Genomic DNA, 15,728 nt, shown 5'->3' with positions numbered 1-15,728 from the left:
CGGTGTCTCACTTCGGCGGAACGTAGCAGGCGACGTGACGGGCTTTCAGCCGGTCGCAAAAGGTGGTGGCGGCGGTGGCGGTGGCAAAGCCGCCGAGGCGCAGCCGGTAGAAGTCCTCCCGTTCACCGTGCCCGGCACGACGAGGGGGGTGCGGCCCGCCAATAGATCGGGCACGCGGGCGAGCAGGATCTGCCAGGCTTCGTCGGCCTTCGCCATCGAGACGAGGGCGCCGAGCTGGATGTCGTGCGGGCCGGCGCTGGCGGCCTGTTTCGGCGGGATGATCGCCGGCATCGCCTTGCCGATCTGCGGGTTGGGCGCGGCGGTTCCCGCTGCCGGCGGCGCGGCGGCCGGTGTCGCCGGCGCTGCCGCGCCGGATGCAGACGCACCAGATGCCGGGGCCGCCGATGACGGCGGCGGTGGCGGCAGGGGGGCCGAAAGGCCCGCGCCGGGCGGCCGGCTCTGCGAGGCCGCGGCGGCCGTCGACGCGGGGTGCGGAGCGGGCTTCGGCTGTGACGAATTCGCCTCGGCGGCGAGCTTCGAGAAATCCGGCTGTGGTGTCGGCGGCGCGAGCTGAGGTGGCCTGAAGCGGTCGTACCGGACATGATCTGCTCGTTCGCCCCCGGAACCTGCAGGCCGCCGGGATTGGCCGGAGCGGTCCGCATCGGTCCCGGCGGCGGCTTGATCACCGGCGGCGGGCCAAGGCGCGGATGCACGCCGCCCCAGATCAGCGCGACGAGGACGATCGCCCCGGCGAAGCCGCCAGCGATGAGCGCGATACGGCGCATTTCCGGATCGAACCCGCGCGTGGGCGGACGCCGCACCGCATAGGGCGGAATGTCGATCTCGTCATCGTAATCCTGTCGGTCCATCGTCTCTCCGGGCAGCCGGCGCCGCTCAGCGCATCTCCTCAACCGGGGCAACACCCATCACCGCAAGGCCGGAGCGGATGACCATCGCGGTCGCCGCGACCAGGGCGAGCCGCGCCCGGCTGGCCTCGATGGCATCGGCCTGGATGAAGCGGAGCGTGGCATCGGCGCGGCCAGCGTTCCACAGGGCATGGAAGTCGCCAGCCAGATCATACAGGAAAAATCCGATTCGGTGCGGCTCGCGCGCTTGCGCGGCCGATTCAACGAGGCGCGGCCAGGCGGCCAGGCGGCGCACCAGCGTCAGCTCCTCGGGCGCGGTCAGGCCGGCGAGCGCGGCCTCCGCGAGGGCGGCATCGGCGGTATCGCCGAGTTCGGGCAGCTCCGCTGCGGCGCGCAGCACCGAGCGGCAACGCGCATGGGCATATTGCACGTAGAAAACCGGATTTTCCCGCGTTTGCGCCACCGCGGCATCAAGGTCGAACTCCATCTGCGCGTCGGACTTGCGCATCAGCATGATGAAGCGGACGACATCGGACCCCACGGCATCGATCAGGTCGCGCAGCTCGATATAGGTGCCGGCGCGTTTCGACATGCGCATCGGCGTTCCGTCCTTCATCACGCGGACGATCTGGCAGAGCACGATGTCGAGCGAGGCGTCGCGCCCGGCGGCGAGCGCCTTCACCGCCGCCTGCATCCGCTTGACGTAGCCGCCGTGATCCGCACCCCAGACATCGATCATGGTGTCGAAGCCGCGGGCCATCTTGTCGGCGTGGTTGGCGATGTCGTTGAAGAAATAGGTGTTCGAACCGTCCGACTTGCGGACCGGGCGGTCGACATCGTCGCCAAAGCCGGTGGCGCGGAACAGTGTCTGCTCGCGCGGTTCCCAGTCCTCCGGCGTCTTGCCCTTGGGCGGTTCCAGCACGCCCTCGTAAAGCAGGTCCTGCCCGCGCAGGATCGCCTCGGCGCGCTCGACTCCGCCTGCGGCGATCAGTGCCGCCTCGCTGGTGAACACGTCCTGGCGGACGTTGAGGGCGGCGAGATCGTCGCGGATCAGCGCCATCATCGCCTCGATCGCGTGGCGGCGGACCATGTCGAGCCAGGCCCCGGCGGGCGCGATGGACAGGCCCGGGCCGGCGAGCGCGTCGCCATGGGCCGCCACCAGCGCCTCCGCCACCGGAATCAGGTAATCGCCCGGATATTGCAGGCCGGTCGGCGTCGCCGCGGCGAAATCCTCTTCGGTGAGCTGGGTGCCGAGCGCCTGCAAATAGCGCCAGTAGACCGACCAGGCGAGTGCGGTAACCTGCGCGCCGGCATCGTTGATGTAGTATTCGCGGGTGACGTCATACCCGGCCTTGGCTAGCAGCGAGGCCAGCGCATCGCCCACAACGGCGCCGCGGCAATGGCCGACGGTGAGCGGGCCGGTCGGGTTGGCGGAGACGTATTCGACATTGACACGGCGCCCCTGCCCCATAGCGCTCGCGCCGAAGGCTTCGCCGGCGCGCAGGATGGCGGCGATTTCGGCGTGCCAGACCGGATCCGCCAGGGTGAGGTTGACGAAGCCGGGCCCCGCTGGCTCGGCCTTCGCGATGTCCGGCAGCGCCGCCAGCGCTGCGGCGAGGGCGGTGGCGATCTCGCGCGGTGCGCGGCCAAGCGGCTTGGCGGCGATCAGCGCGGCATTGGTCGCCATGTCGCCATGCGCGGCTTCCCGCGTCGGCGAGACCTCGATCCGCGCCTGAACCTCCGCATCGAGAGCCGGAAACAGGCGCGCCATTTCGGCCAGGACCAGCCGGCGCAGGGCGATGAAGATGTTGTGGGACATGCGGAAACCTCAGGCGGGAGAATGGGGGTCGGTCAGGCGGCGATGCTCGTCGAGCGCGGCGCGGTCGGTCATGCCGGCGATATAGTCGCGCACCGCCTCGGCCGCCGTCATGCTGCGCGGCGCGCCGGCGGCGCTGCGCCAGTCCTCCGGCAGCAGGTCCGGCCGGGCGAGCAGCAGGCGGGCCATGTCGCGCACCACGAGCTCGACCTTGTGGGTCATGCGGTTGACGCGCCATTGGCGATACATGCGTGCGTAAAGGAAGCGGCGGATTTCGGCATTCTCCGCGGCAAGCTCGGGGGCGAAGCCGATCACCGGTTCGGGACAGGCGCGCACCGCCTCGGAATCGGCGGGCGCGAGGGCGGCCAGCCGCCGGCGGCTCTCGGCCAGCGCGCCGCTGACCAGCACGCCGATCATCTGCCGCACGGCATGGGCGCGGATACGCACCGGATCGGCCGTCAACGCGCGCGCCTCGTTCAGCGTGGCGCCGATGATCGGCACGGCGGCGAGATCGTCAGGCGTGAACAGGCCGGCGCGCAGCCCATCGTCAATGTCATGAGCATGATAGGCGATGTCGTCGGCCAGGGCCGCGACCTGCGCCTCGGCCGAGGCCTGGCGGGCGAGATCGAGCGGATAGGCGGCATCGAAGGCGGCGATGTACGCAGGGGGCGCGGTCAGCGGGCCGTTATGCTTGGCCAGCCCCTCCAGCGATTCCCAGGTGAGGTTCAGCCCGTCGAACCCGGCATAGCGGCGCTCCAGCAGCGTCACGGTGCGCAGGCTCTGGGCGTTATGGTCGAAGCCGCCATGCTCGCCGAGCGCGTCGTTCAACCCGGCCTCGCCGGCATGGCCGAAGGGCGGGTGGCCGAGATCGTGCGCGAGGGCGAGGGTTTCGGTCAGGTCCTCGTCGAGCCCCAGGCCGCGGGCGATGCTGCGGGCAATCTGCGCCACCTCAAGGCTGTGGGTCAGGCGGGTGCGGTAGAAATCGCCCTCATGGATCACGAAGACCTGGGTCTTGTATTGCAGCGTGCGGAAGGCGGCCGAGTGCAGCACGCGGTCGCGGTCGCGTGCGAAGGGGGAGCGGGTCGCGCTTTCGGGCTCTGGATGCTGGCGGCCGCGCGAGGCCCCGGCGCGGGCGGCATAGGGGGCGAGTGACATGGCCCCGGCTTACTAGGAGAGCGCAGGCTTGTCCAAGCGACGCTGGCGATCCGGCGGGTGAGCGACTATATTCCGCGTCATGAGCGAGACAGTGAACCGGTTCCGGATCAGTGAGGCGGCGGCGGCACGGATCGCCGCCATCGTCGCGGTGGAAAACCCCGATTCGGCCCTGCGGGTGGAAGTTCTGGCGGGCGGCTGCAACGGGTTTCAATACAAGTTCGACCTCACCCGCGAGGTGGCGCCCGATGATGTGGTATTCGAGCACGGCGGCGCGAAGGTGGTCGTCGATCCCGCGAGCCTTGAACTGCTCGATGGCGCCGAGCTGGATTTCAAGGACACGCTGATGGGGGCCTATTTCGCCGTGGGCAACCCGAACGCGACCTCGTCCTGCGGCTGCGGTTCGTCCTTCTCGGTCGACTGAGCGCAGCGTGCGGATCGCGACCTGGAACGTCAACTCGGCGCGTGTGCGGGCCGGGCTGATTGCGGATTTTCTCAAGCGCGAACAGCCGGATTTGCTGTTGCTACAGGAAATCAAGTGCGAGGCGGCGCAGTTTCCGGCCGCGGCCTTCGAGGCGGAGGGATACCGCGCCGAGATCGTCGGGCAGAAGGCGTATAACGGTGTCGCGGTGCTTTCGCGCGCGCCGGTGAAGGTGACGCATCGTCGCCTTCCCGGCGAGGAGGAAGACGCGGCGGCGCGCTTCATCGAGGTCGAGGCCGGCGGCCTGCTGGTCGGCAATCTCTATTTGCCCAATGGCAATTCCGGCGGCGACGACGGCTTCGCCGCCAAGCTCGACTGGATGGAGAAATTGCGCCTGCATGCCGCCTCGCTGCTTGAGCATGATCGCGATTTCATCCTCGCCGGCGATTACAATGTCGGCCCCACCGATGCGGATCTGGCGAAAGGCGCGCTGGCGGCGGATGACGCGTTGGTGCGGCCGGAAAGCCGGGCGGCATTCCGCGGGCTGATCTGGCTCGGCCTGACCGATGCGCTGCGAGCGCTGCATCCGGGTGAGACGCTTTATACGTTCTGGGACTATCAGGCCGGCGCATGGCAGCGCGACAGAGGGCTGCGGATCGATCACGCATTGCTCTCGCCGCGCGTAGCGGAACGGCTTGAGACGGTGCGGGTGGCGCGCGAGGAGCGGGACAAGCCGCAACCCTCTGACCATGTGCCGGTCATCGTGACGCTCCGTGACCCGTCCTGAGCGGCGAAGGCGCTCGCGGGCGGCGAGGCGGAGCGCGCATGTGCCGGGCGGGTTTCCTTCATCCGGCAAGCTGAACGTCTTCTGGCCATCCTGCCAAACGCAACTCGAAGATCTTCGCGTTTTCAGGCAATGTCCTAGATCACATTTGGTTGATGTTAGAATTCGATTTGATTAACAAAAAATTTATTTTTTTATTACATCAGATATTCCTTTACAAATTTTATTTATTTTGACTGACTTGTCATCATTTTCGTTGACAATCTGAAACGTTGCTAACGCCTCTGGCCGCGCCCATTGATTTTCCCGGGAGGAGAATCATGAACCGCGACATGAACGACGCCGTTTCGGGACATCCTGGCTATCCCCTACCGTGTTCCATGAACATTGGTGGCTCGATGCGGCTTCCGGTGGAGCGTTTGGTGAGGTCAGGGTGGAATCCGGAGGGCGTCTTGCGGGACGCTTGCCCTTTATCGTCCAGCGGCGGGCACGCAGCTTCGATGTGGTGCGCATCCCCGATCTCACCCACTGCCTGGGGCCGGCGATCGCGGCCGAGTTCGATCCGCCGGGCGCCGTCAAATCGACCAAGGGAATCGAGATTTGCAGCCAGTTGATCGCTCAACTTCCCAAGGCGGCTCATGTCTGGTTCAGGCTTCATCCGGAAACCGCAAATACGCTGGCGTTCGACAAGGCGGGGTTTTTAAGCACTGTACAATGGTCGGTCGAGATTGCGCCGCACCCGGAAGAGCATTTGTGGAAGCGGATGCGCGACAAGACGCGCAACGCCATTCGCCGTGCAGGCGACGGCCTGACCGTGACGACGTGGGACGAGCCCGCGCATTTCCTTGATTTCTACAAGGATTGCCTGCGCCGGAGCGACCGCAGGAACCATTATGACGACGCGACGCTGGCCTCCCTGGTTGGAGAGATTCTGCGGCGCCGACGCGGGCGGGTGCTGGCGGCAATCAGGCCCGACAATACGCCGGAGGCCGCAATCCTCACGGCATGGTGCGAGCGGCGCGAGTTCTACTTCATGTCGGCACGGGACCCGTCAGCCCATTTCGGCGCCATCAACCTGCTGATCTGGTCGGCCATTCAGAATGCGGCGGCCGCGAATCGTATTTTCGACATGGACAATATCCACGTCGTGGATGGCGCGCTGCCCAACCTTCTGATGCTGAGCGGATTTGGCGGGACTGTCGTGCCTCGCTACTGCGTCTCGCGCAGTTCGGCGGTGTTGAACGCGTTGCTGGGCGTGCGCCGCGCTCTCGGCCGGTAGAACCGCTTCCAGCGGGATCGGGCGTGGATATGTCCGTCTCAGCGGAGGCTGCGGGCAACGGCCTCGGCGGCGCGGATACCATCGACCCCTGCCGAGAGGATGCCGCCAGCATAGCCCGCCCCCTCGCCGGCGGGAAACAGGCCGTGCGTGTTCAGGCTTTGGCCATCCGCCCCGCGGGTGATGCGGATGGGCGCCGAGGTGCGGGTTTCAACACCGGTCAGCACCGCATCCTCACGGTCGAAGCCCGGGATCTTGCGCCCGAAGGCCGGCAACGCCTCACGGATCGCCTCAATCGCGTAATCGGGAAGGAGTGTCGCGAGATCGGTGAGGGTGACGCCGGGGCGGTAGGACGGGATCACGGCGCCGAAATCCGTCGAGGCACGGCCGGCGAGAAAATCGCCAACCAGTTGCCCGGGCGCGTGATAGGTCGAGCCGCCTGCCACATAGGCCGCCTCTTCGAGGCGGCGCTGCAACTCGACGCCGGCCAGAACATCCCCCGGAAAATCCTCCGGCGAAATGCCAACCACGATCCCGGCATTGGCGTTGCGCTCGTTGCGCGAATACTGGCTCATGCCATTGGTGACGACCCGACCCGGCTCGGACGTCGCGGCGACGACGGTGCCGCCGGGGCACATGCAGAAACTGTAGGCGCTGCGGCCGTTTTTCGCGTGATGCACCAGCTTGTAATCGGCCGCGCCGAGCAGCTTGTGGCCGGCATGATCGCCATAGCGGGCGCGGTCGATCAATGATTGCGGATGCTCGATGCGAAAACCGATGGCGAAGGGCTTCTTGTCGAGATGCACGCCGCGGTCGCGCAGCATGGCGAAGGTATCGCGCGAGGAATGGCCAATGGCGAGAATGACGTGGTCGGTCTCGATCGTCTCGCCGGACTCGAGCATCACGCCACGGACCTGCCGGGCGTCGCCGATGGTGTCGATGACAAGATCGGTCACCTTGGCGTCGAAACGGTATTCGCCGCCGAGGCGCTCGATCGTCGCACGCATGGTCTCGACCATGCCGACGAGGCGGAACGTGCCGATATGCGGATGCGCGACGTAGAGGATCTCCTCCGGCGCGCCGGCGGCGACGAATTCGGTCAGCACCTTGCGGCCGAGATGGTTGGGATCGCTGATCTGGCTGTAGAGCTTGCCGTCGGAGAACGTCCCTGCCCCGCCCTCGCCGAACTGGACGTTGGATTCGGGCGTCAGCACGCCGCGCCGCCAGAGCGCCCAGGTATCTTTCGTGCGCTCGCGCACCACCTTGCCACGTTCGAGGATCAGCGGGCGCAGGCCGGCCTGGGCGAGGATGAGGGCGGCGAAGATACCGCAGGGGCCGGTGCCGACCACGATGGGCCGGCGCGGCGGCAGCGAAGATTTCGGAAACAGGTAGCTCATGTCAGGCGTCGGGCCGACATGGCGACTCGCCGCGTGGCGAGCGAGAAGCCCCGCCTCGTCCACGGCTTCGACATCGATCGTGTAGGTAAGGACGATCGCGGCCTTGCGGCGAGCATCCACGGCGCGGCGGAAGACGGTGAAGCCGCGCAGCGCGCCCTCGCCGATGCCAAGGCGCGCGAGCACCGCATCGCGCAGGGCGTCGGGGGCGTGGTCGAGCGGCAGGCGGATTTCGGTCAGGCGGATCATGACGGCGCTCTCATACTCCGATCGGCGCTCGCTTGCCATGCGATCCGCGATTGGCCACAAGGCGCGCATGGCCCCTCCCCTGCTCAACCTGCAAGACGTAAGGCTTTCGCTCGGCGGCGCGCCGCTGCTCGATGGAGCGGAGATCGGCATTGCCGCGGGCGAGCGGATCTGCCTGGTCGGGCGCAACGGATCGGGCAAGTCAACTCTGCTGAAGATCGCGGCGGGTCTGGCCGAGGCCGATTCCGGCACGCGATTCCTGCAGCCCGGCGCCACCTTGCGCTACCTGCCGCAGGAGCCGGACCTCACCCGCTTCCCGACCGTGCTCGATTACGTGTTCGACGGGCTCGATCCGGAAGTGGACGGGCACCGGGCGCGCGCCTGCCTCGATCGGCTCGGGCTGACCGGCGCCGAGAGCACCGACCGCCTCTCCGGCGGCGAGGCGCGGCGCGCGGCGCTGGCCAAGGTGCTGGCGCCGGAACCGGACGTGCTGCTGCTCGACGAGCCGACCAACCACCTCGACCTGCCGGCGATCGAATGGCTGGAGGCAGAATTGAAGGCCTCGCGCGCCGGCATCGTGCTGATCAGCCATGACCGGCGGCTGCTGGAAACGGTAACGCGCAGCATCGTCTGGCTGGATCGCGGCCGGACCAGCCGCATCGATCGCGGGTTCGCGCATTTCGAGGCCTGGCGCGACGAGGTGTTCGAACAGGAAGAGCGCGACGCGCAGAAGCTCTCCCGCGCCATCGCGCGCGAGGAAGACTGGATGCGCTACGGCGTGACGGCGCGGCGAAAGCGCAATGTCCGCCGCGTTGCCGAACTCGCGGCCCTGCGCACGCGCAAGCGCGAGGAGCGGCGCGAGGCGCGGGAGATGAACGTGACGACGAGCGCCGCCGCACTCTCCGGCAAGATCATCGTCGATGCCGAGCACGTCTCGAAATCCTTCGGCGAACGCAGCGTGATCCACGACCTGACGCTGCGGGTGCTGCGGGGCGACCGGCTCGGCATCGTCGGGCCGAACGGCGCGGGCAAGACCACGCTGCTGCGGCTGCTCACCGGCCAGATCGAACCGGACTCGGGCACGATCACCCAGGGCACCAACCTCGCCGTGGCGACGCTCGACCAACAGCGCGCCGCCCTCGACCCGGCCTGCACCCTGGCCGACACGCTGACCGGCGGAGGAAGCGACATGGTCGAGGTCGGCGGGCAATTCCGCCATGTCGTCGGCTACATGAAGGATTTCCTGTTCCGCCCTGAGCAGGCACGCACGCCGGTCGGCACGCTGTCGGGCGGCGAGCGCGGCCGGCTGCTGCTGGCCCGCGCGATGGCGCGCCCCTCGAACCTGTTGATCCTCGACGAGCCGACCAACGATCTCGACCTCGAAACGCTCGACATCCTGCAGGACATGCTATCGGACTATAATGGAACGGTGCTGCTGGTCAGCCACGACCGCGACTTCCTCGACCGAATCGCGACATCGACGCTCGCGGCGGAAGGCGACGGGCGCTGGATCGAGTATGCGGGCGGCTATGCGGACATGCTGGCCCAGCGCGGCACACGCGAGGTCCGCGAGGCAGGACCGCGCAAGCCGGCTGCAACGCCGCCGAAACCGAAGGCTGCCGCTTCGGGATTCTCCTTTCGCGACCGTCACCGGCTGAAGGAACTCGAAGGCGAGATGGAAACGCTTCAGGCCGGCATCGCCCGGCACGAGGCACGCCTCGCCGACCCCGATTTCTTCACCCGCGATCCAAACGGATTCCGCAAGGTCAGCGAAACGGTGGGCGGATTGCAGGCGAGGCTCGCCGCGCTCGAGGCGGAATGGCTCGACCTCGAACTCAGGCGCGAGGCTGCTGATGAGGCGAAAACCTCATCGTGATGCTGCGCGCAATCACCAGCACGATGATAAGGACAACCAGCGTGAGAATGTCTTCAGCCGAGAATTTCTGGCCATAGAGCTTGATCAGCACCTCGCGAAGCGAAAACACGATTGTCACGTCAAGCAGCGTCGAGAGTCTGATTCGCCGGGTTCGGGCATAATCCATGAAGGTGTTGAACAGCTCGATAAGGATGACAACGTCGAGAATCTGTTCGACCAGCACGCGAAGGGTGAACGTATCCATCGTTTCCGCCCGGAAATCGGGCACAAGATGGATCGTGCTAGCAACCGCCTCGAGAAAAGCGAAAGCGAGGGCGACGAGCATCAGCGGTATCACGCCGAGGATAACGGCATCCACCGCGATGTCGTAGCCGCGGAAGACGAGGCCGCGCCAGCGCCCGCGCGGCCTTTCTGTTCCGTCAGATGCCACGGGCCGCCAACGCCCCGACGAGTTCGTCAATCGCCTCGCCAGCCTCGGGAATCACCCGGCCCATCGTCAGGAAACCATGAATCTGCCCCGGAAAACGCCGCAGCGTGACCGGAACGCCGACCTCCGCAAGCCGCCGTGCATAGGCCTCGCCCTCATCGCGCAGCGGGTCGAACCCGGCGGTGATCACGAGCGCCGGCGGCAGGCCGTCATGCCGTGCGGCGCGCATCGGCGAAGCCCGCCAGTCCGCCTTGTCCGCCTCCGAGCGCAGGTAATGGGCGCGAAAATACGTCATCATCGCCCTCGTCAGCATGTAGTTCTCGCCGAAGACCTCGTGGCTTTCGGTCGAGCCGAGCATGTCGGTCGAAGGGTAGACCAGCGCCTGAAGCGCGATGGCAGGGCCGGCATTGTCGCGCGAATCGATCGCGACGACGGCGGCGAGGTTACCGCCCGCGCTGTCACCACCGACGGCGAGGCGCTTCGCGTCGACGCCCAGTTCACCGGCATGCTTGGCGACCCAGATGGTGGCGTCGATCGCATCCTCGACAGCGGCAGGGAATTTGTGTTCAGGGCCGAGCCGGTAATCGACGGAAATGACCACCGCGCGGCTACGCTGCGCGATCTGCCGGCAGACGACGTCATGGGTATCGCGATCGCCGATCACCCAGCCGCCGCCATGGAAATACACGAGGCAGCCGCGCGCCGCGGTGTCGTCCCCATCGCGATAGAGGCGGAGCGGAATGGCGCCGTTGCGGCCCTGAGCATCGAGATCGCGCACCTGCGTGATCGCCGGCGGCTCGGGCGAAAGGGCGCCGCGCGCCAGCAGATAGCCGATCCGCGCTTCGGCCGGGCTGAGCTGGTCGGCCGGCGGGCGGCCCGCGGCACGGATGAGTTCGAGCGCCATAGTGGCGCTGCTGTCGAGTTCTGCCATTGACGGTGTCTCCCCTTGTTGTTCAGCCATCGACGAGATGGCCATCGCGCAGCATCACCACGCGATCCATGCGGGCGGCAAGATCGGGATTATGGGTGGCGATCAGCGCCGCGATGTTTTCCTTGCGGACCACCCGCAGCAATTCGGCAAAGACGAGATCGGCGGTGGCAACATCGAGATTGCCGGTCGGCTCGTCGGCAAGCAGGAGTTTCGGTGCGTTCGCCATGGCGCGCGCGATCGCGACGCGCTGGCGCTCGCCGCCCGAGAGCTTGCCGGGCAGATGGTTCGCGCGCGCGGCAAGGCCGAACGCATCGAGCAGATGGGCGGCCCGGACCTCGGCGTCCTTGCGGGAGCGCCCCGCGATGAGCTGCGGCAGCGCGGCGTTTTCGAGCGCCGTGAATTCGGCGAGAAGATGATGCGCCTGATAGACGAAGCCGATTTCGTTGCGGCGCAGCGTGGTCTTTTCGGAATCCGAAAGGCGCGCGGTATCGATCCCGCCGATGCGGATGGTGCCGGCATCCGGCTTTTCGAGAAGCCCCGCGAGGTGCAGCAGCGTGGACTTGCCGGAACCCGAAGGCGCCACCAGCGCGACGATCTCGCCGCTGCGCAGCGAAAGATCGGCGCCGCGCAGGATGTGAAGATTTTCGCCCTCGCTGTGAAAGGTGCGGACGACGCCATCGAGTTTCAGAACCTCACTCATGGCGCAGAGCCTCCACCGGATCGGTTCGCGCCGCCCGCCAGCTCGGATAGAGTGTGGCGACGAAGGACAGGCCAATGGCGATCACCACGACCTCGACCACCTGGCTCCAGACCAGCTTCGCCGGCAGGGATTCAAGATAATAGACGGTTGGGTTGAAGAGCTGCGTGCCGGTCAGCCCCTGCACGAACTGGCGGATCTGCTCGATATGCGCACAGAAGACAACGCCGAGCCCGAAGCCGGCGATTGTGCCGATCACGCCGACCGAAGCGCCGACCATGAAGAAGATCCGCATGATCGAGCCGGAGGTCGCCCCCATCGTGCGCAGGATGGCGATATCGGCAGTCTTGTCCTTCACCATCATGATCATCGAGGACACGACGTTGAACACGGCAACGATGATGATCAGCGTAAGGATCAGGAACATCACGTTGCGTTCGACATTGACCGCCGCGAAGAAGGCGTTGTTGCTGTTCTGCCAGTCCACCACGTTGACCGGCGCGCTGCCCATCGCCGTGGGGATGGCGGCCTTGATCGGGGCGGTGTTGTCGGGATTCTTCACGAAAAGCTGGATCTGCGTCGCGGCGTCTTTCGCGCGGAAGAGCGTCTGCGCCGAGGCGAGAGGCAGGAAGACGAAGCTGGAATCGTATTGCGCCATGCCGGTGCGGAAGATCGCGCTCACATGAAAGCTCTGGATGCGCGGGATGGTGCCGATGATGGTGGCGTCGCCCTGCGGCAGCACGAGGGTGATGGTGCCACCGAGCGAAATGCCGAGCTGGCTGGCGACGCCGGCACCGATTGCGATGTTGCCGCCGGTGAAATCCTTCAGCGAGCCGGCGACGATGTGCCGTGAGACGGTCCGCAGCTTCGCCAGCCCGTCCGGCTGGATGCCGCGCGCCACCCCGCCGATCGCGCCGCCATGCGGCCCGGTCATCAGCACCTCGCCCTGCACGATCGGGATGGCGCTGATCACGCCGGGGATCTTTTCGAGCCTCTGCGCCGCCGCGTCGTATTGCGAAATGTTGTGCCCGGCGCCGTAGACGCCGATATCGCCGTTCAGGCCGAGGATCTGCGCCAGCAATTCCTGGCGGAATCCGTTCATCACGCTCATCACGATGATCAGCGTCGCCACCCCGAGCGCGATGCCGACGAGCGAGAAGATCGCGATGATCGAGACGAACCGCTCGCCCTTGCGAGCGCGTAGATAACGGAAAGCGACCCGGCGCTCGAAGGCGGAAAACATCAGAGGCGCACTTTCGCGAGCGCCGCCTCGATATCGAGTTCGGCGCGCTCGCCGGTACGCCGGTGCTTGAGCTCGACCTGGCTCTTCGCCGCGCCGCGCGGGCCGACAATGATCTGCCAGGGATGGCCCATCAGGTCGGCATCGGCGAATTTCTCGCCGGCCCTGGCATCGCGGTCGTCATAGAGCGCATCGCGACCCAGCGCATCGTAGATCTGCTCGCAAAGCGCGTCGGTCACCTGGTCCCCCTGGCGGAGATTGAGGATCGAGGCGCGGAAGGGCGCGATTGCGTCGGGCCAGATGATGCCCGCCTCGTCATGGCTCGCCTCGATGATCGCACCGGTCAGGCGCGAGACGCCGATGCCATAGCTGCCCATTTCGGGATGCACGCGCGCGCCGTCCGGCCCGACCACGGCGAAATTCATCGCCTGGCTGTATTTGGTGCCGAAATAGAAAATCTGGCCAACCTCGATCCCCCTGCCCTCGCGGCGCTGATCCTCGGGCACTTTCGCCCAGGCGGCCTCGTCGTGCTTCTCGTCGGTCGCGGCGTAGAGCGAGGTCATGCGGTCGAAAAACGCGTCGAGATCGGCGCGGTTTTCGTAGTCATAGGCATCATCACCGAGTTCTATCGTCTCGAAGCTTGCGTCGTAGAACACCCCGCTCTCGCCGGTCGGCGCCAGGATATGGAATTCATGCGAGAGATTGCCGCCGATCGGCCCGGTATCGGCGCGCATCGGCACCGCACGCACGCCCATGCGCTTGAAGGTGCGCATATAGGCCAGCATCATCCGCCGGTAGCTTTCAACCGCGCCCTCATAGTCGAGATCGAAACTGTAGCCGTCCTTCATGAAGAACTCGCGGCCGCGCAGCACGCCGAAGCGCGGGCGAACCTCGTCGCGGAATTTCCACTGGATCTGGTAGAGCATCTGCGGCAGGTCACGGTAGGACTGTACCGAATCACGCATGATCGCGGTCAGCATTTCCTCGTTGGTCGGGCCGTAGAGCATCTCGCGATCGTGACGGTCGCGGATGCGCAGCATTTCGGGGCCATAGGCGTCGTAGCGTCCGCTTTCACGCCACAGCTCGGCGGACTGGATCGTCGGCATCAGGATTTCCTGGGCGCCGGCGCGCGCCTGTTCCTCGCGAACGATATTGGCGATGTTGTGCAGGACCCGCAGCCCAGCCGGCAGCCAGGCATAGATGCCGGCCGATTGCTGGCGGATCAGCCCGGCGCGCAGCATCAGCCGATGCGAGACGATCTGCGCTTCGGCGGGCGTTTCCTTGAGGGTGGGAATGAGCGAGCGGGAAAGGCGCATGATGAGTCCTGATCGGTTGGGGGTCGAAAGCCTGATTACAGCGCCACGCTGCCCTCGGCCAGAGCCGCCGCGCGTTCAGGGTCCAGACGCCGGTTGAAGGCGATCCGCGCGGGCTTCTCGACAAGCAGGTGCAAAAGCACGGCGAGGCCCGCAGTAAGTGCCACCAGCGCCCCCGCAACCGCGAGCGGCGCCGCCGCGCGGGCAATGCCGAGATGCCGGAAGAGCTGAGCGGTCATCAGTTCGGCGGGGGCGAAGCTCATGTAGAACGCATAGGACAAAACGCCCATGGCCCGCAGCGGGCGTATGGCGCCGAGACTTGCCGGGAGGCCGGCATCGCCATGCATGCCAAGGCCGAACAACATCAGCCAGAGTCCGAAAACTGTCATGGCATCGTGACCGGTGACGGCGAAGATGAGGGCAACGCCAGCACCACCGAGAGCGAGCGTCCTGTTGGGTGCTTCGTCGGCGACGAAGGGAATAAAGACCGCAGTCGCCATGCCGGCGATGAATTCCGGGAAAAATCGCAGCAAGGAGACGCCGAACGTCAGGTTAAGCCCGCCGAACGCCCAAGCAACAAGCGCAAGAACCGTAAAACAGAGCGGAAGGGAAACCACGAAGGCAGCTTGGTAGAATGTCCGCGAAGCGGCGATCATCAGCGGAAACAGGAGATAGCCGGCCCATTCGGTGCTGATCGACCAGGAGGGGTAGTTCCACGCCCAATGGTCCAGCGTTCCCCATCCCTGCACAAGCAACAGGTGACAGAGCAGCGCCACTCCTGAAAAGCGCGCCGGTTCACGCGGTGTCACCCCGGCAGCTTTCCCGGCCAGGAACAGCACGCCAAGCAAAACGATCACCGCGAGATGCACCGGGTAGATCCGCGCCAGGCGCTTTCCCCAGAACCGCATCGCGCCACGCAGGCTGAAAGGGATGTCCTGATCGACCCTCGTGAGCAGCAGTCCGGAGAGAATGAAGAAGCCATCGACGCCAAGATAGCCATGGGCGATGACGGGCGCGAGCGGGCCCAGCCAGTGGGCGTACTCCACCTGCAGATTGACGTGATAGGCGAACACCCAGAGCGCGAAGAGGGCGCGGCAGGCTGTCAGGTCGGTCAGTTCTCGCCTGCGGTTCATGGCGCATCCGTCCCAGACGTAAAAAAACCCGCCGGCGAAGACGCCAGCGGGCCAAGTTCAGGGAGGAAACGCCAGTCACACGGCGGAGCGAAGAACCATTCCTCACTCCACGGACGATAGTGCAGCGCACCACAAAATCGGTAAAGCGAAATCATC

The 15,728-nt window shown here is 66.3% G+C and carries 15 protein-coding genes; 5 read left to right on the top strand and 10 right to left on the bottom strand.

Annotated elements, in window-relative coordinates; genetic code table 11:
* Positions 1 to 7: 7 nt before the first annotated feature.
* Positions 8 to 103 carry a hypothetical protein gene (locus tag ACIDOCELLA78_RS98605; protein ID WP_249674995.1) on the bottom strand — a complete coding sequence of 32 codons (96 nt, stop codon included), beginning with the start codon at positions 101 to 103 and terminating at the stop codon, positions 8 to 10.
* A 174-nt stretch (positions 104 to 277) separates the two neighbouring features.
* Between ACIDOCELLA78_RS98605 and ACIDOCELLA78_RS98600 the strand changes: the two genes are divergently transcribed.
* Positions 278 to 574 carry a hypothetical protein gene (locus ACIDOCELLA78_RS98600; protein ID WP_249674951.1) on the top strand — a complete coding sequence of 99 codons (297 nt, stop codon included), beginning with the start codon at positions 278 to 280 and terminating at the stop codon, positions 572 to 574.
* Positions 575 to 894: 320 nt separating this feature from the next.
* On the opposite strand, the gene ACIDOCELLA78_RS98595 is transcribed toward ACIDOCELLA78_RS98600, so the two are convergent.
* Positions 895 to 2,685 carry an arginine--tRNA ligase gene (locus tag ACIDOCELLA78_RS98595; RefSeq protein WP_201727644.1) on the bottom strand — a complete coding sequence of 597 codons (1,791 nt, stop codon included), beginning with the start codon at positions 2,683 to 2,685 and terminating at the stop codon, positions 895 to 897.
* Positions 2,686 to 2,694: 9 nt separating this feature from the next.
* Positions 2,695 to 3,837, bottom strand: a complete 1,143-nt coding sequence (locus ACIDOCELLA78_RS98590) for a deoxyguanosinetriphosphate triphosphohydrolase (protein ID WP_201727643.1) — start codon at positions 3,835 to 3,837, stop codon at positions 2,695 to 2,697.
* 79 nt (positions 3,838 to 3,916) lie between these two features.
* Between ACIDOCELLA78_RS98590 and ACIDOCELLA78_RS98585 the strand changes: the two genes are divergently transcribed.
* The 3 genes from ACIDOCELLA78_RS98585 (at position 3,917) to ACIDOCELLA78_RS98575 (ending at position 6,318) form a co-directional block, all read left to right on the top strand.
* A complete protein-coding gene (locus tag ACIDOCELLA78_RS98585) occupies positions 3,917 to 4,258 on the top strand; it encodes an iron-sulfur cluster assembly accessory protein (protein ID WP_201727642.1) in 342 nt (113 codons plus the stop codon).
* Between the two features lie 7 nt (positions 4,259 to 4,265).
* Positions 4,266 to 5,042 carry an exodeoxyribonuclease III gene (locus ACIDOCELLA78_RS98580; RefSeq protein ID WP_201727641.1) on the top strand — a complete coding sequence of 259 codons (777 nt, stop codon included), beginning with the start codon at positions 4,266 to 4,268 and terminating at the stop codon, positions 5,040 to 5,042.
* Positions 5,043 to 5,412: 370 nt separating this feature from the next.
* Positions 5,413 to 6,318: a GNAT family N-acetyltransferase gene (locus tag ACIDOCELLA78_RS98575; protein ID WP_201727640.1), complete on the top strand. Its 906-nt coding sequence runs from the start codon at positions 5,413 to 5,415 to the stop codon at positions 6,316 to 6,318.
* 38 nt (positions 6,319 to 6,356) lie between these two features.
* Here ACIDOCELLA78_RS98575 and ACIDOCELLA78_RS98570 read toward each other — a convergent pair whose 3' ends face one another.
* The gene (locus ACIDOCELLA78_RS98570; RefSeq protein ID WP_201727639.1) at positions 6,357 to 7,958 is read right to left on the bottom strand and encodes an NAD(P)/FAD-dependent oxidoreductase; all 1,602 of its coding nucleotides are present in this window, start codon (positions 7,956 to 7,958) and stop codon (positions 6,357 to 6,359) included.
* A 67-nt stretch (positions 7,959 to 8,025) separates the two neighbouring features.
* Between ACIDOCELLA78_RS98570 and ACIDOCELLA78_RS98565 the strand changes: the two genes are divergently transcribed.
* Positions 8,026 to 9,831: an ABC-F family ATP-binding cassette domain-containing protein gene (locus ACIDOCELLA78_RS98565; protein WP_201727638.1), complete on the top strand. Its 1,806-nt coding sequence runs from the start codon at positions 8,026 to 8,028 to the stop codon at positions 9,829 to 9,831.
* Here the strand turns inward: ACIDOCELLA78_RS98565 and ACIDOCELLA78_RS98560 are convergent.
* From ACIDOCELLA78_RS98560 to ACIDOCELLA78_RS98535, 6 genes are read right to left on the bottom strand one after another with little or no spacing between them, the layout of a single operon-like run.
* Positions 9,791 to 10,261, bottom strand: coding sequence for a phosphate-starvation-inducible PsiE family protein (locus ACIDOCELLA78_RS98560; RefSeq protein WP_201727637.1), 471 nt, complete (start codon positions 10,259 to 10,261; stop codon positions 9,791 to 9,793). The two genes, ACIDOCELLA78_RS98565 and ACIDOCELLA78_RS98560, sit on opposite strands and share 41 nt — an antisense overlap.
* The gene (locus ACIDOCELLA78_RS98555; protein ID WP_201727636.1) at positions 10,251 to 11,189 is read right to left on the bottom strand and encodes an alpha/beta hydrolase; all 939 of its coding nucleotides are present in this window, start codon (positions 11,187 to 11,189) and stop codon (positions 10,251 to 10,253) included. The genes ACIDOCELLA78_RS98560 and ACIDOCELLA78_RS98555 overlap by 11 nt, the downstream gene beginning before the upstream one ends.
* Positions 11,190 to 11,211: 22 nt before the next feature.
* Positions 11,212 to 11,889, bottom strand: coding sequence for an ABC transporter ATP-binding protein (locus ACIDOCELLA78_RS98550; RefSeq protein ID WP_201727635.1), 678 nt, complete (start codon positions 11,887 to 11,889; stop codon positions 11,212 to 11,214).
* Complete coding sequence (locus tag ACIDOCELLA78_RS98545; RefSeq protein ID WP_201727634.1) at positions 11,882 to 13,129, bottom strand: lipoprotein-releasing ABC transporter permease subunit; 1,248 nt, start codon at positions 13,127 to 13,129, stop codon at positions 11,882 to 11,884. The genes ACIDOCELLA78_RS98550 and ACIDOCELLA78_RS98545 overlap by 8 nt, the downstream gene beginning before the upstream one ends.
* The gene (proS, locus tag ACIDOCELLA78_RS98540) at positions 13,129 to 14,442 is read right to left on the bottom strand and encodes a proline--tRNA ligase (RefSeq protein WP_201727633.1); all 1,314 of its coding nucleotides are present in this window, start codon (positions 14,440 to 14,442) and stop codon (positions 13,129 to 13,131) included. The genes ACIDOCELLA78_RS98545 and proS overlap by 1 nt, the downstream gene beginning before the upstream one ends.
* Before the next feature lie 35 nt (positions 14,443 to 14,477).
* Complete coding sequence (locus ACIDOCELLA78_RS98535; RefSeq protein ID WP_201727632.1) at positions 14,478 to 15,572, bottom strand: acyltransferase; 1,095 nt, start codon at positions 15,570 to 15,572, stop codon at positions 14,478 to 14,480.
* Positions 15,573 to 15,728 lie beyond the last annotated feature (156 nt).

It is taken from the genome of Acidocella sp. C78 (genome assembly GCF_907164655.1).
Note: the sequence above shows the minus strand (reverse complement) of the source record. Positions and strands in the feature narration are given on the sequence as shown.